At 61.3% G+C, this 22,172-nt stretch carries 1 protein-coding gene (only partly in view); it reads right to left on the reverse strand.

The window, feature by feature from the left end; genetic code table 11:
* Nucleotides 1-22,172 carry the 3' portion of an SdrD B-like domain-containing protein gene (locus QZ307_RS01590; protein WP_295994797.1) on the reverse strand. 11,722 nt of this gene lie beyond the right edge of the window, so 22,172 of the gene's 33,894 nt are visible here — the last part of the coding sequence; the start codon falls outside the window, past its right edge — the gene reads right to left on this strand; the stop codon is at nt 1-3.

The following is a 22,172-nucleotide window of genomic DNA, read 5'->3' on the forward strand; positions in this document are numbered from 1 at the left end:
CTAGTCCTTTAAGACATCTGCTGCCTCGGACTTTCGACGCATGCGGCGACGCGCTTCGTGCGCGGTTGCAGCCGCGGCGGCAATCAGCAATAGCAGCAACAGCATAGCCACCAAGTCGCCTGTCTGCGGCAACGGCGTAGCCTTTATGATCCTCGTAGACCATCCGCTTTCGATGAGCCGCGTCAGCCAATCGTCGTAGTCCTCGGGATTCTCCCAGTGGACGCCGAAGTCGACGGAGCGCATCTGCACCGATGTCCACTCGTCGGGCTCGAGCTTCTGCCAGTACTGGCCATAGGCGTTCAGGCCACGGTTCAGCTGGTGCACCACGTGCATGCTGTCGGTGGCACCCGAAGCGGGCTCCGGCTCCTCTTCGCCTTCGCTGGACTCGCCGTCCGCCACTTCAGCCTGCGGAGCAATGCTGTCGTCGCTAGCGGGCTGCTCCACACCGTCTACGGTCATGGTTTGCTCGACCGCAAGGTAGACCGGGTTCAGGTCGTTGTCGATGTTGTCGTTCTCGCCCTCGTCGGCAGGCACGAACTTCGACTCATCGGGACGGTCGGCCACCACACGGTAGCAATAGGCACGGCCCTCGTCATCAATGACCGGCAGGTTCTCGAAGGAGTAGCTGCCCTCTTCATCGGTGCGCTGAACCGCGACCACTTCCCACTCGTTGGCCTTGGGGGCCTCGGGCTCGGCCGGAGTTTCGGAATCGGCGGGAGCATCGGGCGTTGCAGGCGCTTCGGGCACAGACGGAGCTTCGGGCTCGACCGTATCACCCGGCTGAGTCGGCTCGACCGGCCCGTCGCCATCGACCGACTGATCCGGCTCGTTCACATCGGCCAGCGGAGCTGCCGCTTCAACGCCTTCGCCGCTGCCCTCGCCCGTGGAAGGTCCTCCCTCGCTGGGCGTCTCGCCGGCATCGATACCGGGAGCGTCATCCCTCTCCCCCGGCTCGGGAGCCGTGGGCTCATCAGGGATTACCGGCAAATCGGGCTCGGGCTCGGGAGCCACCGCATTCGGGTCGTAGCGCTCGGCTTTCTCCAGCGGCTCGCCCTCCTCGTCCAGGTCACTGCCGGGAGCACCGTCGGGAAGGAGCCAGCCGAACTTCTCAGGTGCCTCGGCACCATCAATGTACTTGCGCTCGAGACGCATCTCCACGCCCGGCAGACGCTCCTCGTCACCGCGCTGCAGGCCGTCGTTGTCGTCATCGTTCCACGCATGGCCCTTGATGGCGGCAACGCGCATGTACACGAGGCCCGCATCATTCTCCAGATAATCGTTGGCGCCCACCCGCGACCAGCGATTGCCGCCGGTGTATTGCGGGCCATTCTCGATGAGCGCGCGCACGTCCTCGTTGTCGTTGTAGTGCATAGCCAGCACGGTCAGTCCGTTCTGCGGCTCGTCGGGCACCAGACGCGTGGTGTACTCGTCCAGGCTCGAATTCGTCACCGTGGCATCACCGCGACCGAACACGGTCACGCCGTAGCTACCGGGAATCTCGGGGATGTTCACACGGTAGCCGTACACCACGTAGCGCTCCTGGCCGTCCACCTCGCGTACGCCCACAGCGTCCAAGTTCTCGAAGGACCAGGTGCCGTCCTCGGCCGTGAGCACCGAACGCGGAACCCAAGTGTCTTCGGGCTCGACCGGCTGATCGGGGTCGGTTGGATCGGCGGGCTGGTCGGGATCGGAAGGCTCCGTGGGCTGGTCAGGCTCAGTGGGGTCAGTCGGCTCTGAAGGGTCGACAGGATCGGTGGGCTCCACGGGCTCAACCGGGTCGGTAGGTTCACCGGGCTCTTCGGGCTCCGTAGACTCACCGAGCTCGGTCGGTTCGGTCGGCTCACTGGGCTCGGTAGGCACTTCGCTTTCGTCGACACTCACGAAGGCAGCAGCCATCACCTTCATGACCGCGGCAACTACCGGCGTTTCGGGCGCTTCAGGTGTTTCAGGCTCTTCTGTTTCACCCGGCTCTTCGGGGTCGGTAGACTCGCCGGGCTCTTCGGGATCCATAGGCTCAACAGGCTCGGAGGGTTCCGTCGGATCGGTAGACTCACCAGGGTCAGTCGGCTCCGTAGGATCGGTCGGGTCAGTTGGCTCCGTCGGGTCAGTCGGGTCAGTCGGCTCCGAAGGCTCAGTCGGCTCCCCGGGCTCGACAGGCTCCCCAGGCTCACTCGGCCCCTCGGGCTGCTCGGGCTCGGTCGCCTCGCCGTGGAAGTCGCGATCGAGCACCCACAGGCCGGGCTCGCCGTCCACACCGGCCTTGTACCAGTAGCGGCGCAGCTCCACCTTCACCTCGGGAATGCCCGGCTCGCCATCCTGGCGGATGCCGTCGTTGTCGTCGGACCACACCACGCCGGCCATCTCGCGGCCCGAGGGCTCGCGGAAGCCCGCATCGCCGCCGCGCTGGCGCAGGGCCGGCTCGACGGGGTCGTAGGACAGGCCCGCATAGGTGAACGAGTACTGCGAGGCGCGGCTGGCGCTGGTGGGACGGGCCAGCAGCACGTAGCCGTCATTGCGCACACGCCCGTTGGCGCCCTCCACGAACACCTCGTTTAGGCCCATAGGCGTGCCTGCCGAATCGCTGAGCACGTCAGAGTCGAAGCGGTTACCCGCCGTGCTCACATGGAAGCGCGTGCACAGCGAGGCCTCGGGCGTATCCTCCAAGCGCAGGCGATAGGCGTACAGCGTGTAGCTGTCCTGGCTCAGACGCTTGAAGCCGGGAAGATCCTTGAAGCGGTACACGCCCTCGTCGTCGGTGGACGTCCGCATGGCGCCCTCGGTGCCAAAGTCGGTATCGGGCACCCAGTGCTCGCCGTTGCGCACGTAACGGGTCAGCACCACCGTCACCCCGGACAGGCCATACTCGGGCTCGACGCCGGCATGCGTCGCCGCAGCTCCATCAAGGGAGGTGGCGTAATCACGCTTGCCGTCGTAGCTGGTATCGTTCCACACCACACCCTCGATGGTGGAGTTCACCGGCGGCACGAAGCCCGCATCCAGGTGCTTCACATCGTACACGCTGGAGATGTCGAAGCCGCGCACATTGTTCTCGGGCTGCGTGGCGGCCACCGAGGCGTTCGCGATGATCAGGCGGCCGTCCAGCATGCGCACCCCGTTGCGCTGGCAGCTATCGTCCACAGTCCAGCGCACCGGATAGGCATCCTCGGTATAGGCCAGCTCGTCGCCGTAGGTGTTCGGGCGTCCGACCTTGGAGGGCGCAGCGGCCGTAGTCTGCTCGCGCAAGGTGACGGGATAAGCACCTGCGCCCTTCTCCTCGTCGCCGTCCACCTCCACGGTGTAGCCCAGCAGCACCATGGTGGTCTCGTTCTCCTTGCGGGTGGCGGCCAGCACGTTCTCGAAGCGGTACACGCCGTTGGCATCGGTAGTTACTTCCTCGGCGGTGCCCTTGATCCACTGCTTGGGCTCGCCCTCGGCCGGGCTGTCCCACATCCAGCGCTGCAGACGCACCTTCACGCCGGCCATACCGGGTTCGCTCTGATCATAGGAACCGCCGCTCATAGCCTGATCGCCGTCGTAGTTCGTGTCCTTCCATACCCGGCCCTCGATAATACCGCGCTTGGGGTTCTCCACCGAGCCGTCGTTGTAGCGGCGGTCCGTGGCGCTGGCGCGGTCGTAGGCGTAGTTCATCGGCGACTCGACCCCCATGGCCTCGGCGAAGATGCCCAGCACGCCGGCCATGGCGCCGTGGAAACCATGGTTCGGGTTGTTGGGCGCCGCGGCCTTCACCACGTTGCCCTGGAAGGCCTCGTCGTCAGCGCGGTCCAGCAGTACGTCGTACTCGCGGGCGTCGGTGTTCATCAACGACGCATCGGCCGCGCGCAGGTCGGAGTCGAGGGTGAAGTCGCCGCCCTGCTGGTACTTCGCGATCAGGTAGCTGTAGCGAATGTCGGGAGCCACGGTCACCTTCACGCGATAGGCGTACACCACAGGCGTGCCATCGTCCTCCACCCGCTGGGTGGGCAGGTCGGCGAAGAGGTAGCCGCCGTTGTCCGCCGTCAGCTGGCTGTGGCCGGCCGCCGGCGAACCGATGCCCTTCTGGCAATCGGCCTCGTAGGCCTTCCACGGATCGGGGTCATCATCGGCCTCGAAGGCCGGGTCGTCCACGCCCCAACCGGTGTACCACTCGGGGTCGGCCTTCCAGCCGTCGCCGTCGCCGTCCTCGTTGTCGGGATCGGGAATGTAGCGCTCCAGCGTCACGCGGATGCCGCCCACGCCGGTCTCCACATCGTCTCGCACGCCGTCGTTGTTCAGGTCGTACCACAGCACGCCGTCGATGTCGGCTGTGGGCGCCGGCAGCTGACCGGCATCGCCGCCGGAAATCTCGTAGCTGCCGTCGTTCTGCAGGGCGTCGTTGCGCACGTGCAGCCAGTCGAAGGATGTGCCGGCATTGCCCAGGGCCCCGGCAATCACATCGGTGCTCGGCAGAGTGACATGGGAGGCCTGAGTGGCGTTGGGCTGGGCCACCGAGCGGGCCAAGATGATCTGGCCGTGGCGCGGGCGACTGCCGGACTGGCCGGCGCCCAGCAGCGGCTCGCGGCCGATCAGCTCGCGAGTGGCGTCGTCCAGCAGGTCGGAGTCGAGGCGCACCGCGTCGGTGGCCGCCAGGGCGCCGGCGTGGTGGGCGCGCGTGGGCAGCCAGTGGATCGCCTCGGGCGTGCCCGGGTCATCCACGTGCATGGCATCCAGCCGCACGCGATAGGCGGCCAGGTACTGCTCACCGGCGTTGCTGGTATAGGCCGTCGGCAGGTTGTCGAACACGTAGCGGCCGTTCTCGTCGGTCAGCACCGCCACGTCGCCCGCCGCCACGGTGGCGTCGTCGGCCGCGGTAAGGCCGTCGGTGACGATACCCGTCGTGCGGTTGTCGGTGCCGAAGCCCAGGTTCTGGAACCAGTGGCTGTTGTCGTCGAGCGGGTTTACCCGCGTCGGATCGAAGTACCACTGGGTCAGCAGCACACGCTCGCCGGCCATGCCGGGCTCGTCGGCGGCCAGGGAGCCGTCGGCGGTGCGCTTCTGCACGCCGTCGTAGTTCGCGTCCTTCCACACCAGGCCAGAAATGGCCGCCGTGGGCACCCGCACCAGGCCCGCATCCCAGCGGCCCGTGTGCATCGATTCGAACAGGTTGTAGTAGCGGCTGCTCAAGGCGCTGGTGCGCACCTCGAACTGCTCGTAGGGGTAGGTGTCGTCGAAGTCCATGGGCTTGGCCAGCACGATCATGGCATCGGGTCCCGTGCCCGCCTCGAACTCGGGCTGCAGGATAGGCGCGTTGCTCTTCTCGTTCAAGTAGAAGCTGGGCACCGTCACGCCCGACGTCATGGTAGGCGCCTGCAGCACCGAGGTGCAGGCATCGGAGTCGATCTTGTCCTCCTCGCCGTCAAGCTGGGGTGCGGCGTTATTGCGGTAGGTGAACGACCAGGTGTCGGGCAGCGCCGCCAGCGCGCTCTGGTCGATGCGCACGCGATAGCCGGCCAGGAAGCGCGGCTTCTCGTCAATGACGGCGTTGGGCATGGTGTTCTGCGGGTCGATCACCGACACGGGCAGTGCCTTGAACACGTAGTTGCCCGCAGCGTTCGTGGTCTGGGTGCGGAAGTCCCAGTCGGGGCTCAGCTCCCAGCCGCCGATGCCAGCCGTGCCGCCCTCGGGGTTCCACCAGTACTGTTCGATGGTCACCTTCACGCCGGCCACGCCCACTTCGTCCATATCTTGCACGCCGTTGTGGTTGGCGTCGTTCCAGATGCGGTCGCCCAGATAGCCCTTGGTGTCGTCGATGAAGCCCAAGGACAGGCGGTGGTTCACCCGGTAGCCGCGCCAGGTCTGACCCTGCTCGTAGACGGCATGGCCCGAGGCGTCCACGGGCACCACGGCCTCGAACAGGCCCGTCTGGCCGCCGGAGCTGCCATAAACGGTCAAGTCGTTGTCGTAGCGCTTCTGCAACTTCACCGCCGTCGAGTCGGAGGCCAGCATGGGCTCGTCGATGACGGCCTGCTCCAGCGGGTTGTTCGCGTGCACGTAGGGCGTTGGCGTGATGCGGCGCGTAACGATGGTCTCCTGCGTGCGGATGCCGTAGGTGCGGTTCGGCTTCAAGGTGAAGGAGAACAGGCCGTCCATGCCCGTGGTCTTCACTGCGGGCTCGCCGTCGGAGTCGAGGGCGATCTCATCTTTCAGCTGGCCAGTCTCAGGGTCGTACTCGTGCACCGACACCTGCATGTAGGGCACGCGCTGCTCCTTGCGGGTCTCGAAGGTGCCGGGGTAGCCGGCGGCGCCCACGGCCGGCGTCTGGGAAGGATCGGACTGCCAGTCCATGAAGCCGTCGTACAGATCGGGGTCGATCTCCTCGCTGTTGTCGTACACGTCGTCACGGAACACCGTGCCCTCGTAGGGAACGGGACGGGCGATGCCCACGCTGTAGCTGGTGGCCATAGCATCGTACATCACATGCTGGGCATCGTACTCGCCGTTGAGGAACTTCTCCCTGTCATAGCCATCGCCATTCTTCAGGCCCTTCACCGTGATGGTGTCGGTGGTGGTGGCGATAAGGCAGGCCTCGTTAGCGGCCGTATTCGGGTCGTCCTCCACGCGCTCGATCTCCAGGGCCACGTTGCGGCTGGGACCGATCTTCTTCGTGGTGAGCGAGTAGGCCGAGTACTCCGCCGGGAAGGTGTAGCGCAACTTGTAGTCGGCAGGCTTCAGGTCGGACAGGATCCAGTAGCCCTTGTTGCCGTAGTAGTCGGACTCGGTAGTGAAAGACACCGGGGCGCCACCGGAGGCCACAATGGCGAAGCCGTTGTTGGAGTACTTCGGATTGCCGAACTCGTCGCACTCCTGCCAGATGCCGTTGCCCTCGTTCACCGTGGCGTTGAAGGTGACCACCTGGCCGTCGCGGTTCACGGGGTAGCCGTTCTCGTTCAGCAGTTCCACCTTCACGCCGTTCACGCCCGGGTCTTCCTTCTGGCCGTCGAAGTTGATGTCCTTCAGGATGGTGCTCGTATCGGCCTGCTGGCCGTCGGCATCAGTGAAGGTGCCCACACGCTGGCCCGTGACGCTGTCGTAGCGTGTGGCCGTGGACAGCAGGTACCGACCGTTCTTCGCCTGATGGTAGGTGGTGGGACGGCCCAGGGCATCGTAGTTCAGCGCCACCGAGGCGGTATCGTTTTTGTTCTCATCCCAGTTCTCGTCCACCCACACGTAGTCGCCCAGGTAGCCGCGCTCCTCGGGAGCATCGACGAACACGCCGGCGTAGGCTTTTTCCTCTAGCTTCAAGTTCTTCGTGTTTGCCTGGGAGTCATTGCGGGACGCGGTGTTCACGCGATGGACATAGGAATTCCACTGAGTCACCTCCGCCAAGCGCGCGGCTCCCAAGGGGTTCGAACCCTCAAAGCCCTCGTTCGGCTTAGCATCGGTATTCATGTCGTACACCACGTTGCCCGTTAGATCACCCAGATATTTGGGCAAGTTAAGAGGAGCGTGCATGTCGTAGGTGAGGCGCAACAAGCCGCGCGGCGGCAGGTACAGCATATCGCCGGTGTAGGCGCTTGGAGTGTCCAAGATATCGACCCACAGGGCGCGCAGGCCCTTCTGAAGCGTTTCCGCCTCAGCCGGATGGGAAGCCACGTAGCTCTTCAGTTCGCTGAGCGGAATGAATTTCTGAGCGTACAATGCGTTGGGGTTGTTACGCAGGTTATTGATGAGCGACTTCTTTGCGTTGGTGGAAGCCTGTTGCCACACCTTGATAAGATCTGCCTCACTCAGCGCCACCAATTTATTACCCCGTCGCTCGTAGGGGCCTACATAGATACGATGACAAGCCTCTTCTACTTCGACCCCATCGTTATAGTGAGCGTTACCAGGTTGGCGCAGGATGAGCTTGATGGAGTCGAGATCCTTGATCCAACCGTTCCACTGAGAACCGCGGTTCTGGGACGTGGAGAACGAGCCGTTCATGGCATCGACATCGCCCTCATAGGGCAGAATATCCAGGAACGAGGCGCGGATGTAGTTCTTCGATCGGCTCTCATCGGCGCTGGGGTTGCTGGTCTCCGACTCGTAGTAATAGTCGTCGCCCTCGGTCAGACGGGCTGGGCCGTTCACCACCTTGCTGTAACGAGAGTTCGTACGAGTGTAGGCGAACTTATTCTGCAGCACGGCGTTCAAAGATTCGAAGGAGCACGGCTGCAGACGCATGGCCATGATCAGCTGGTTGCGATCATCGTCCAAGTTGGCATCACGGCTGTCCTGAGCATAGGATACCGACTCGAAGGTGGATCCCTCGGGCAGGTAGGGCTCGTAATAGCCGGCCTTGTAACCATAGCCCGTGGTGGTCAGAAGCTCGTTGCCCAGAGCCGACGTGGCAGTATCGCTGATCGGCATGAGCATCTCGATGACCAGCGCCTCGCCCGGACGGAGCTTGGCCTGCGTCATGTCGCCATACTGCGTGGGCTTACCCGTGAAGGCCCAGTTGAAGAACTTGCGCTTCACCGGAGAGCCGTTCAGCGACACGACACTTTCCTGATCGCGCACCTTCACATCGCCCTTGTTTACGTTGTCCTGGTACAGCCACGGATTCCAAAGCGCGAGGCCCGGCGCGAGGCTCGTCGGATCAGCCAGCATCTCGGTATAGGTAAGCGGATCGGTCTCGGGCTTGTCCGGATCCACCGTCACGGGAGCGAACATCATGGTCTGCTTCTCGATATGGTATGTCCAGATAGGGGTCGAGATATTGCGCTCAACTCCGGCCTGATCGACCCACGTGGCACATTCCTCGTTGTTATTCTTCTGAGAGGGCGCCGTCGCTGAGCCGTTCAGGGAGTAGGCCCCCTTGGTAGTGACCATCTGGGTGATTGGCACGCCAGCAATAATCACCGTCTGCGCCTCTTTCTCCGCGGTGGTCTTGAAGTTGTCGTTTAACGGGCAGGGATAGGTGCCGTCCTCGTTCTGAGTAATCACCGAGCGATAGGGCACGTACTGGAAGTTCTCGTCTTGCAGCAGGGAGGCCTGCCCGAAGTCCTCCAGGTAAGGCAGCAGGATGGACAGCATGGGATTGGTGGCCGTCGACTGCTTGCGGTTGGTAATGCCCAGCTGGAACATCTGCGAATCGCTCAGGTTGTTCAGCGTAATGGTGTATTTGATCATGCGCGAGTTGTCCTGGCTGATGACCGGCTGGCCCTCTACCCAAGCGAACTCGGAGTCGACCGTTCCCTTGAAGTAGGCCTGCTTCACGCGCAAGCGCAACGTGGGATCCTCCTCCGTAATATAGAAGCCCATGCCCACGCGGTCGAACTCGGCGTACTTCGTATCGTCGTAGCGCAGCACGCCGGACACAAAGTGATTGAGGTGCACCGAGGGAGTCGGCTCCACATCGTCGCCGCTTCCCTCGTCGGGCTCTTCGTCCCCGAGCACTTGGCTGAACTTCTCCACGACCTCGGTCTCGCAGGTTACGCTGGCGGCCGGATCCGTCAACGAGGTAGGCATGGACGTCTTCGTCTTCAGCAAGCGCCAGTCGTTCTTCCCGCCGGTGTACGTTCCCGTATAGGTACCGTCCTCGTTCTTCTGGCGCTCCCAGCCCACGTTAAAGCGATTGGGATCCACCTCGTCGGCTTCCTGGTTGCCCGCGGTGAAGGCCTTCGTCTCCTCGGTAGAGTCATCGTAGGGAGCCGCGTCTACCGCAAGGAGGAAACCATGGGGCACCGGCGTCGCATAGGTTTCGGGCGTGTCGACCAAGGCCTGCTTCCCCGAGTACTTGGGCTGGCCGTTGTCGTCGAGCTCTACCGATTTCACGACCCAGCGAATCTGGCGCACATCGTAGTTGCCGTACGTGCCCAGCACGATGTCGTTGCTCAGCTGGCCGGCCTCCTGCAAATCGCGAATAGCCTGGCGTACGTCGATCTCGACGTTCTGCTTGTCGGAGATGGCGTAGCCGTTCTGGCTGCCCACCATCAACCACATGCCCGAGGCAGGAGCGGTGTTGCCATCAGCGGCCGCATCGTCCTCGCCATAGAAGTAGTCTCGATCGCCATCGGTACCCAGCTTGGCATAGTTCTCGTTTTTGTTGTGGCTCGTGCCGTTCTGCTCGCCGTAGCCCGTCGTTGCCAGATCCACACCGTTCACATCGCGCGGTGCCTTAGCAATGCGCACCATCACGAACAGGCGCAGCTTCTCCTCAGTTCGGGCGGCATCGTTCGCCGCTACGCGCTTGCCGTCCCGCTCGACATACTGCGAGCCTGGAACCTCCCATACGCCGCTCTTAAGCGTGGTCACGCAGGGACGCGTGCGCACCACGTCCTGGGAAGCGGGGCGCCCGTCTCCCGGATTAGGCAGCAGAGCGTCGGACTTGGTGGCTTCGCGCGTTGCGTAGAACGGCACCTGGTAGTCTACGATAAAACTGTTCACGGCACCGCCGGTATTCACCGCTTGGGTGATAAGGAAGCGATTGACGCTGTCTTCCACCTCCCCGTCGTCATCGGAATCGGCAGACCCGTCTCCCCCCTCGTCCTCGCTGTTCATACCGGGATCGCGAACCGAGTCCTCCTTGGTATCGGGATCGCCCACCACCTGACGCTGCTTAAGTGTATCGCCGCGTACCGATGAGGACGGACGCCACAGCGTGAACGTGCCGCTCTCCGCATAGGCAAATACGTCGGTCAAATCACCGTCACAATCATAGTCAGCCTTAGGCAGGAAGTCGTTGTTGCTTCCAGTAATATCCTGCTGCTCGTGATCTTTGATTTGCGAATCGGAGCGGAAGCCGGCCACCTCTTGACGGGCGAAGCCGTAGTCATGGTGGACAATTCCCTCTTCAACGTCTTGGATCGGCATAATGGGCTTAGCCGCCGCCAGAGCACCAGCGTTATGAGTCGTTCCGTCGGCCCCCGTGCCTGCGTTTTGCCAGCGGTGCGTCCACCCCGGGCCGCCATTTGTAGTCTTAAGCCAGTTCAGCTCAGTGTCGTGGAAGGTCATGTAGGCCGCCGAGCCGTCGCCATTCCAAGTAAACACCTCATCGAGCTGGCCCTTGTCTCTGACAATGCCAAGGGCATCGGGGAAGCCCTTGAGGTTCTTGGCAATGTTGCGCACGGCCGACAACTCGGCGCGCAGGGTCTCTTGATCACGCAGCGGCAGACTCTGGTCGATAAAGCTGCTCAAGCCAGGGGCCTCCGCAGTATCGAGTGTGGTGCTTACCATATTGTCTACGCGCACACGCAGCTTCAGCGTGACCTTATCGCCCACACCGAAATAGCCGTCGGGACGCACGCCATCCCAATAGGCTTCCAGCAAAGAGGGATGGTTCTGGAACTCTTCGTCGGTCGCGTCGTCGGGAGGCGCCAGCTCGATAACGACGATCTCGCTGTCGCGGCGCTTCTCCTTAGTGGCCGCTCCCTCATCGGGCTTGTCCGTCATCTGATCAACATCGGGTTTGGCGAAATCGGCGGACGCACCCGTGGCGACAGCATGATCGCTGTATGTGCTCGTTCCGTAGTTCGGCTGCTTGACGATGTTCACCGTCCAACCGTCGCGAATCAGGTCGCCAGGATAGAGCGTGTCCGTATGGTGCTCGCTGGCGGCCCCGGTGATCGGATCGCGATCAGTGTGCGTCCACTCCACATAGAAGGGGCACTCGTCGTTGGCAAACAGATCCTTTAAGTAATCTTCGGTAAGGGTGCGATCGCCATAGAGCGTTACCTGCTGGGGGAGATGGAAGGAGAACACCATCTTAGCGTGGTACACAGGCGAGGCGTCGTTCCAGTCCTCTCCGCGAATGTTCTCCAGGCTGGCGGCGTACCACAGGCTGTCGCCATATTGCCATGTATCCTTCTGAGGATCTCCGGTCTTCACGCCCTGGGGATACACCTCCTGGCCCTTTACGGCACGCTTGGCCGAATCGGTGCTGTCGGTGTCAACGTTGCGCTGATATTCCACTGCATAGCTGGGCTGCAGCTTCGGCGACTTCCAGGCGCGCAGCTTGAGGCCCGTCAAAATACCGCTGTCATCGCTGGCCTGGCAGGTGCCCGTCACGCGGTTCGTGTAGCCTTCCTCGTGGCGGCTCGTCGTGTCGCGGTTCAGTCCGCGCGTGCTTTCCTTCTGCAGAGTGTAGGCCGGATGGTTGTAGTAGGCGCTGTTTGCCGGGAATTTGTTGAAATAGTCCTCCACCAACATGCCGCTCTGGGAAAGAACGTTTTCCTTATCCAGACCGCGCTCGGTCTCCAGATAGCGGCGCGAGAAGCCGGGCAGCTTGTTCGTTGCCTTCGACTCGCCGTCTTCCTTCGAGATCGAGCTCTTGTCGTTCAGATCGTTCGTCATGCCGGCAAATACCGGATCGGCAGGCAGCACGCCGAAGGTGCCGAAGGTCAAACGCACGTAGCCGGTATGGACCGGATTGGCAATACCGGTAACCGAGGGGCAGCAGGGATTCGCGCAATGCGAATAGGGATGATAGCCGGGGTCGAGAACGAACACGTTGTTGCCCGCGGATCCACTGGGGTAGCTTCCATTTTGATTCAGCGGTATAAGGTGGAACTCGTACTGGCCGGTATGACTGTTCCAAACCCGCTTGTAGCGGTTGGGAGTGCTGTTGGCGTTCATATCGCGATGATCGTGCGGCACGCCCGTGCATTTCCAGGGAATATAGTTCGAATTAGCCCCACATTCGTAATTGTAGTAAGTCAGCCAATTCTGATAGGGAACATAGGGCCAGAAGTTCTGTCCCTGGAAAGTCCCTGCCTGAACCACCGGGTTCAGGTTTTGCGTGCACGTGCTGCTATTGAACAAGCTGTTGCAGGCCGGGGTGCATCCGCCCACGGGCGCACAGGCGTTGGCGCCAGTAACGGAGCACTGATGCCACGCCTCGGTGCAGTCCTCGGTGCACTTAAGACCGCAGAAGTAGCTGACCGGCGTACCGCCCCTCTGCAAGCTCTCCAACGTGGCCGACGCAGCAAACGTATAGTCAATGGCTGTTCCGTTCTTGCCATGCCAGAAATGCTGGGGCTGATGGGAAAGCTTCTCGGCGTTGGGCTGCGTCGAACTGTACACCACTCCGTCCGTGGCCACGCGGGTCACACGCGAATCGAGGCGCTTGTCCGAGGTATCACCCTTATAGCGCATCTGATAGGCGTTGCCCACGCGATAGGGGTTCTGACTCTTGCCCGAGGCATCCTGAGCGATGTCCTGATCCTCGAAGAACTTGAAAGCTGGAACCGCGCTGGTTACGAAGGTGCGGATGTTCTGGAAAGTGTTCAACTCTGCCTGGGTAGAAGCCACACGATCACCCAATGTGACCACCTTGAACTTAAACGTCTCCATGTCGTTGGACTTGATGAAGTGCTCACCGGTGGCCGGGCCGTTCACTACCGCATTGCCCGCCTCGTCTATGGAACGCGCCGTAAAGCGCACCACGAAGCGGCACTGGGCCGGCGTGATACCGTCTTGGGCGATCGGCGTGCCGGCGTCGTCCACGGCCTCATAGGTGACTGTGGCGTCGTACATCGACAGATTGTTGGCTACGTCCTGATTGTTCGCCAGCTTCCATTTCGAGTCGGAGGTAGCGTCGGTAGCGATGTTCAGGCTCCAGTCAGCCTCGCGAGCACCACTTGCATCTGTGTGCTCGAAGGGCTGGGCCACCCCGAGCAAACGGGCATAGGGACGGTTGGTCTTGGCATTCACCGGCGCCAGGTTCTCGGGCAGCACCACCGTTACTGCCGGCTGGGGTATGGAGCCGCGCTGGCCGCCATCCACCGAGTAGGTGTGGGTGCGCCGCTCGTACAGCTCGGTCTTCTCGGCCCCGTTGCGCGATGCCAGGTCGACCGCCGTGTCGTTCCACCAGTAGCGGTTCTCCACATGCACGTTCAGCTGGCGCACATCGGACTCGCCCGACATATAATACTGCGAGGCATCAGACCCCACACCGTCGACGCCAATGGTGTTCCACACACGCATGACAGGCTTGCGCTGCACGGCCGAGGTGCCGGTCTGAGCATACACGCGAATTGGCGTCTCGTCGTCATTCTGCATCTTGTCCTTGGCGGCGGTTAGCCAAGGTACCTGATTCGTGTTCGTGGCTTTGGCGCCCATGGGGTTGTCGTCGGTGGCGATCACTGTGTTGTTCTGCACCATGCGACCGCCCACCGAAGGCATATGGGGCGAGCCGTAGCTCATGTCGAAGGCCAGACCCATGCCGCCCTCGTTCTGGCACAGATTGCACGCCTCCCACGCATCGGGATCGAAGTTGCCGTCCTCGTCCACATGGGACTGAGGATCGTGCTCGGCCGGATTCGTGTCCGCCGTGCCCGTGCCCTTGCGCGAGGCGAAGCGGAAATCCATACCGAACTGATTGGCGTTGTTAATATCGCCGTCGGCCTTGTTCGTGTCGGCCACGGCCGCGTTGCCCTCGAAGTGATCGATGTCGAATACCTGGAAATACGAGCTGGACGGACTGGGTATCTGACCTTGGGCCACGTTGGCGCCGGACACAGGTCGCGTGTCGATAGGACGGGTCATCAGGCGGTCGTACCACGCCTCGTTCTCGTTGTTACCGAAGATGCGGGCCTTCACGTTCACGTTGAGCTTATAGCCCGCGTTGCCCTGATACTGGTCGGGATCTGCCACGTTCTTGTTCGCTCCCACGGCCGTGCCGTCGGCGTTGCGACCGAACCACTTGCCCAGAGGCTGGCGCACGGTGATGCGCAGCACCCAAGGCTGGGAGCTATCCACATAGGACTCGTTGCGCATACCCGGCTGGTCAGAGGCCACGGCCTCGTAGGTACTGAGCTGGGGCTTGACCGAGCGATCCGTCGTGCCCGACTTCAGCGTGATGCCGTTGCGGTAGTCGGCCGGGTTTTGTGACGCGCTGGGCGCGTCGTAGCCGGCGTACTCCCCGTAAGGCGTCTGCACCACCTCGACGGTGATGTTGGCCGCTGCCACGTTCGCCCAAGATTCGTTCAGCTTCGGATCCTTGTCGTAGCCGCTGGTGCCGTTCACGCCGCTGAGCACCTGGGCCGACACCTGGGGATTGCCGTTGGCGTCAAGCTCGGGCTCGGCACCGCGGGGCATGATATAGGTAAACTCCACGCCATCAAGGGTACGGTCGCCATAGTTGAGTGCCTGGAGCTTGGCCGTATAGCTTTGGTGGTACTGAAGAGCCGTTTGGTACTGGCCGTACAGCAAGCCCTTGTAGGCCGGCATGGCGGTGTCCTCCCAGGTTCCCTCTTTATGGGACCACGATTCGCGGGCGTCATACAAATTGTACTTGCGAGCAGATTCGACGTCGCCCGTCTCGTTAAGGGAGCCAGTGGCACCCGGAACCATTTCACTGGAGGTAGCGAGCCACGCCTTCTGCAGATGCAGGCGCGTTTCGGACCACAGGATGGGCGTCAGCGAGCCCCAGCGACGGGGACGGTTCAGATCTTCCGCCAGCCGCACTTCCTGACCGCGGGTACGCGGTTCCATGACGTAGTAATAGTAGTCGCGATTCGTGTAGTAGTACTCGTCCTGCCTATCGTTGAAACGCTCGTAATTCGGCGTGAGCAGCCACACGGACTGAGGAAGCTTCTGGAACGAATCGGCTGCCATGTCCTCTCGCGGGGTATAGCGTGCTTCCTGCACGTAATTGCTCGTACGCACGTCGGCATCGAGGAACCCGGCTCCCAAAGCACCTTGCCCTGTTTCCTCGTCGATACGGCCGGCACCGTTGAGGCCCTGATCGGAATCACCGTTATGAGCCGTACCGGGCAAATAGGTATACGAGCCGTCGAACATCTCCCAAATATCCACGGTGCCCGGCTTGTCGCCCGTAAAGCCGGCATCATGGTGCAGGAAGTCCATATCCATCAGTACATTAGCATTGTTAACGCGGAACACACCAGCGCTGTTGACGGCCGTATAGCCGAAGTTGTTGTCGGACAGAGGGTTGATGCCCTCGTTTTCCCAACTCGACCAGTACTCTCCCACGCGGGGGAAGTAGGCCGGCTCGCGACCGGTCGTACCCGAGCCGTTCGCAGCAGTGCCGCTGCCCAGCTGAGCGTACACCTGGGGAAGGCCGTCGGTGGCCGCATAGACATCGAATATCAGCTCGATGGTATCGCCCACCTCCAGGCAGGTGTTGCCCGGCGCCGTTCGATCAGCCGGCGAGAGCGGGTCATGGGGACTGGGAAGCGTACCCACGCCCGGGCCTGTCGGTGTGTCGGGGTCGGGGTTGTCCGGATCGGGTTCGGGCTCCTCGTCGGGAATCGGCACCCACTCGATGCGGAAGAGCGCGAACTCAGTGCTCAGGCTCGTCGAGCCTGAGGCAGGCGTCATATCGGCGAAAGGCTTGCCGAAGTTGCCATAGGCAACGTTCTTCGTCTGATTGCCGTAGACCATCATGCCACCGTAGTCGGGAGCCGTCACCGGCGTATAGGAGGGATCGGAAGGATCGACCACTTTACCGGTCAACGGGTCGACCTGCGTGACCTGCAGCTGCACGTCCGAGGTTCGATCGGCGTACACATCATGGCCGCTCTTATCCTTCCAGCGGATATGACCGCCCTGCTGCAGACGCTCCTGCAGCCATGCCGCCGTTATGGTGTTGCCCTCGTCGTCCAGCAGGTACTTCGTGGGTATACGCTCGTAGAACACCGGGTTGTACACCTCGCCCTCAAGGCTGCTGCAACCTTTGTTGGCTCCGGTGCCCTGAGGCACGTTGTACACCGTGTCCTTATACCATATACGCTCACCCGGCAAGTAACCGGTCTTCTGCTCGGCAAAGGGCTGGTAGGTCCCAAGCGCTAAGGACTCGCTCTGGAATGCCTGGGTTTGGAAGCGCACCACCGGCACACGGCGATAGACCGTGAAGTCGCACGATGCCTGGGAGTCGGCCTTAGTGCGCACGGCATCGGCGAAGTTGGTCTGGTAGGCCGGGTTGCCGTCGTTGAGCCAGTGCTTCACCGGGTCGGTCTTTGTAACGCCGCTCTCCCCCACCTTGTAGAAATCAAGCTGCGTATTCTCCTCATGGTAATGGGTATAGCCCACATCCACCTTGTAATAGCGGCCAGTCCACGAGTCGGCGGGATTGCCGCGATGCTGGTTGATGCGCGTGTCGATATAGCGGCCGACGCCCACCAGGGCCACGTCCTCCAGTCGATAGGGCTGAACCTGTCCGTTCACCATCTGCGAAGCCGGTACATCGTAGTAGGTCCACTTCACCCGGGTCACGGTGCGGAACGGATTGATGTTCACGGTGTTGCCCTGCTGCACATTCTGATTGTGCAGGGCCAGCAGATCGGCATACTGCAGCCAACGGCCAGACTGCTTGTCATAGTACTCGATCTTGATGTCGGGACGATGATTGTCGCCGCCATTCAGCCCGTTGGAGCCGGCCGTTGCCGGGCCTGCCTTCAGCAGCGTGCTCTTGGGCATGTTAAGCGGGTAGCGCAGGTCAATGCTCTCGCCTGCCGCATCTTTAAGGGTGGCCTTCGTACCGTTGGCGATATGGGGCACCTCGGTCAACTCAAAGCCCTGGCGTCTCTGCTGATCGTACAAGTTCACGGTGACGGTGATGTTCGTCGAATGATAGGTAGGGTTGATGAGGTTGCTCACGGTCATCTGAGCCGGGTTGCCGTCTACGTTGGCCATGGCATTCGAGCTGGCGTTCTGGGTGGCCGTGAACTCCATGTTCAGCTGCGGGTCATTCTCGTGGTTCGTGACGGCAGAAGTGGCTGTCGAACGCGATGCGTCGGCATCGTGCTCGTAGAAGCTCGTCTTCGACCACACGAGCGAACCGTACTGGTTGCGGTTCGTGAACTTCATCTTGCCGTGGGCATAGAAGGCATTGCAGCCAACATTGTTATAGGTGTAAAGTTTAAGACCCGCATCCGTCACGTTGGCCCATACAAATTGCCTGGGATCGATATTCGGCGACGTCTCGGGCTGCGACACCGGCAGGCAATCGGCAGCATTCTTCACACCCCGGGCCTTGTACTGCACATAGCCGTGGATGGGCGCTGACACCGTCTTCCAGTCGGCACGGGGCTTGCGATAATCGTAAGAGGCCTCGTCGTTTTGGAAGATGACGTTTTCCGAGGCATCGTAGGTAGAGGAGCCCAGCTCGCTGGTCATCTGGGTGATCACGCGCAGGTAGATGCCCTCGCCCTTCTGGAAGATACGCGTGCTCGGATCGGTCATCGCATTGGCGGCATCCCATTTGGGATTGCCGATCTGGAACTCGATGACATGGTTGGTATCGAAGTTCTCGGTGCCCATCACCGTTGAGGGAGTGGGGTTGGTATAGGTCTGGGACAAGTCGGTCTGGGCCGGGGCGGGGCGCATGGTACCCGATACCGTGCCGATCTGAGCCGTCACGGGATAGTCGCGCCCAGGCGAGACATGATCGACCCACACCCCGTTCTGCTTGACTTTCTCCACTTCCCAGCCGATGATGCGTTGCCCCTTCCCTACTTCGAAGCGGCCGTTGAAACCCTCGAGGATGGTTTTCGAGTCAGGATCATTGCCCACATACAGCGAGTACTCTACATAGTCGCCGGCATGCAGGCCGCCGTCGGGCACGTTGGTGCGGGCCGCGCTCGATGCAGCCTCATAGGAGCTAGGTGCCATCACGTCGTCTTCGCCCTTATCGTAGCCGAAAACACCCTGGGTCTTGGACCCGCGCACCGATTCTGCCTTCAAGGTGCCCAGCAAGTGGTACACGTCCTGCAGGCCCTGCACGGTCTTTTGCTGCAGCGTGGAGTTGGGCAGCGCGTTATGGTTCGGATCCTTGGTCTGGATGTCATCGGTGTACAGGGTTTCCACGCTCGTATCGTAGTTGAAGGGGCAGCCCTTCTTGCCGAACGTCGGCGTGGAGAACTCGCCCCACGAGCCCAGGGTCGGATCGGTAGTAGTGGACTGAACTGTGGCGAAATCGGTGGCCGTTCGGTCGACGTAAACGCTGTCGTAGGCGAAGGTGAAGGAGTCCATTTTATGCGTGGGACTGAGCACCTCGTCGCCTTTGAGCACGGTGTTCTCATCCAACAGTTTCGCCTCGGGCGAGTCGAATACCACCGATATCTTCTTGATGCGCGCCTTAAGATAATCGACGTTCACCGAGGGATTCGAGGCATAGCCATCGATGGTATTGGTGACCGACACGCCCTTAGCCCCACCGTCGATATTGCCGAAATAGCTGCCCACGGCCTTGTAGGTGGGAAGCTTGTCAGGATTGGCAGCTGCCCACTCGCGCAGCGCCTTCTCCAGGTCAAGCACATAGCAGTCGGTATACTTCGAGGACGCGCCAGGCCCCGAGAGGATGTTCGCCAGCGCCTGATTGGTCAGATTGCCCTGAGCATCGGTGGTCCACTGATAGGTGATCACTTGATCTGGCTCCCCGGCCTTGGTCTCGATGGTGAACGAGACGGACTGCACCTGAAACCATTTCGGATCATGGGCCGCATCGGTCTTCACGAAGTTCTTAGGAAGGTACAGGTGCTGAACACGAGCGATTTCGCCCGGTGTCACGTTCATGCGCAGATGGCTGATACGGGCAGCGTAATCAGTGCGGTCGGGCAGCACCGTGTCCTCGTCGTTTTTGAAACGGGCCTCGATATAGTTCACATTGGGCGAGCGGTTGTTGTCGGCAAAATCACGCGTACCGCCGCTGGTGATCTCGCCATCGCCGTCCACCGTCACCCGATTATTGGTAAGGTACTGGTAGAAGTTGTAGGGAATGGGATAGCTGAGCATCCAAGCCCGATCACGCCAGTGGTCGTTGTCGGCATAGCCGCCGTTGGCCCCTCGGTTGTGCGTCTTGTTGATGACATCGGTAGTGGGAGCATAATAGCGGCGGCTGAAGGTTTCGATCTTGTTCAACATGTCCTTCTTGGCCTGCTCGTTATGATCTTTGATCATCTGCTTGTCGGCCGCCGAAGCGCCAGCGGGCACATCGAGGTACCAGGCATAGGGGCGCCCGAACACCCGGATATCGATGGTACCGCGATCCCAGCTATCGAACTTCTTGTAGCCGCGGCCCGTCTCAGTGTTGTAGTCGGCGCTGCCGCCCAGGTTCTTCAGTACGATATCGTAGGAGGTGACGAACTGGAATTTCTTCAGGTTGAGCGTGTACACATAGGGTTCGCCGTTCAACTGCGGGCAAGGGAAACCATCGTTGTGTTCGAACAACACGTTCCATGACTTACCCGCATTGTAGGCGCTTACCATCGAGGCAATGTCCGCGCCCTTCAGCTCTACCGTGCTGTCCACGGCGTTGGCCGTGCTGCCCGACTCTCCGTTGGGGTAGTCGCGCAGATGGAACACAATCTTGTCGACATAGGGCAGAATACTGCCGTCACCCGGCTGGATCTGCAAGCCGGTGGACATGAAGCCGTAGAATATGGAACTGGCACTCGGCTCGCACTTGGGCATAGTGTCGCGGATAATCACCTCATCGGCAAAGGACACCAAACGCCAGCCGCTCTTGTAGAAGTCATAGTAGTGGGAATCGTCGAATGAGTCGTAGCGGTCGCCATCAGGGCCTTCGATGGCATACCCGTTTGCATTAAACGTGTCGTACGCTCCGTTCGTTATCTCTCCCGCCATCTGGTTGCGAGGTGGCTGGAAACGGGTGAAGGCAACCGAGAAATTCTGATTGCTGCCAAGGGGCAGGTTCTGTACCCCGTCGATCTTGCTCACGTCGACGTTGTAGTCCTCGAACTCGCCCTCGTCGAAGGCGTTCGTCTTATTGGTTACCTTATCGAGCGGGCTCTTGCGATTGCTGTTGGGCGTTTCCGTCACCTGTAGGCGCATTCTCGCCTGAAGGTGACGCATCTTGAATTCTTTTTTCATCCAGCGATTCGCATCGTAGTCGTACGTCGGGCTCGTATAGTAGTCCTGCCACGACCATTTCGAACGAAAATCATCGTTGCTGTTGCGGCTCGGGTTGTCGCAACGCTCTACGGCCTGATGCAGTGTGCGGTTGGCGCCCGAGTAGCGGCCGCCAATGCACAGCTCCACATTGGTCACGCTCGACGTCTCGTCAATTTGGCGAATGAAGCGGCCCGTCACCTCGTAGGAGTCGGTATCTGTCGTCTCGATGTTGAACCAGGTGCCGTAATCAGGGTTGACGACGCCCTTGTTCTGGTTGATGCGCAGACGATAGGTCACCTTGGTTACACGCTCGGAAAGCGCCGGCTCTTTCGTGGTGTTGTAGTCCTCAAAAGCATCGCGCAAATAATTGCCCTTCGTACCCGAGAAGTCTGCGATGTGGGTGTTTCCGTTCTTTGCCAACAGATTAAGGCGCGTGTACTTTCCGCCCGTGTTAGCCGTAGCCACGGCGTTGCCCTTGTTTGCATCGATGGTCGCACGGCTCACCGTGTACGTGGAGCCATCACCGTAGGTAACGACGATGTCCTGCAGATAAGACAGGGCCTGCGGGTGAATTTTCACGTAGTAAGCATCAAAGTACTGGTGGGGAATATTCTGAACGATCTCGACCTCGGCGCCGCTGCTGAACGACTGAGAGCTGGGCTCGAAGGTTTTCCAAGGATCGAGCTCCCACTCGTACTGGCTCGCATGATCGCGGTTCGGCAGCGCGCCGGCGCTTTGACGGAAATCGGTCAGAAGCGAGCCTTGAGCCTTGTAGCCGATTTGCAAGATGTTGTCGGGCTCCTCGCGGTTGTAGACACCCTCACGGCGGACCTGATGGCGGTCATCGGCCTGAGTGGCCCATCGATCGAAGCGCTTGTTGGTCTGCTGGTCGGCAAAGCCCGCATGGGCAATGGCGTCGAAGAACATCTTGGACACCAGAACCGCCGTATCATCGTAGCGCGTGATGACGTAGTTGGGATCGTTGGTCACGCCGCCCAGGAACATCTTGGCCGTGCCGGCAATATTCACGTTGCGGTCGCCCGGCTCGCGATCAGTGTAGCCATCGAATACCACAAGCTGGTTGGGGCGCGAGGTGGAGGTATCGCGGGCCATCTCCAGCCATTTGGACAGGTACACCTTCTTTAAATCGTCGATACCCGCGGCCCGCAGCTGCGCTTCGCTGATAACCAGATCAGTGAGGGCGCCCGAAGCGGAGCGACAGCTGTACATCGTGCCGTTCTGATCCTTGAAGCCCTGCAGGGCCGTGCCATTGTACACCGGGGTCAGCTTCAGCTTCGGCGTCGTGGCGTCCATGGCGGTGTCGGTATCGCGCGAGCCGT

The organism is uncultured Adlercreutzia sp., assembly GCA_910585575.1.
In the GTDB taxonomy this organism is placed as follows: domain Bacteria; phylum Actinomycetota; class Coriobacteriia; order Coriobacteriales; family Eggerthellaceae; genus Adlercreutzia.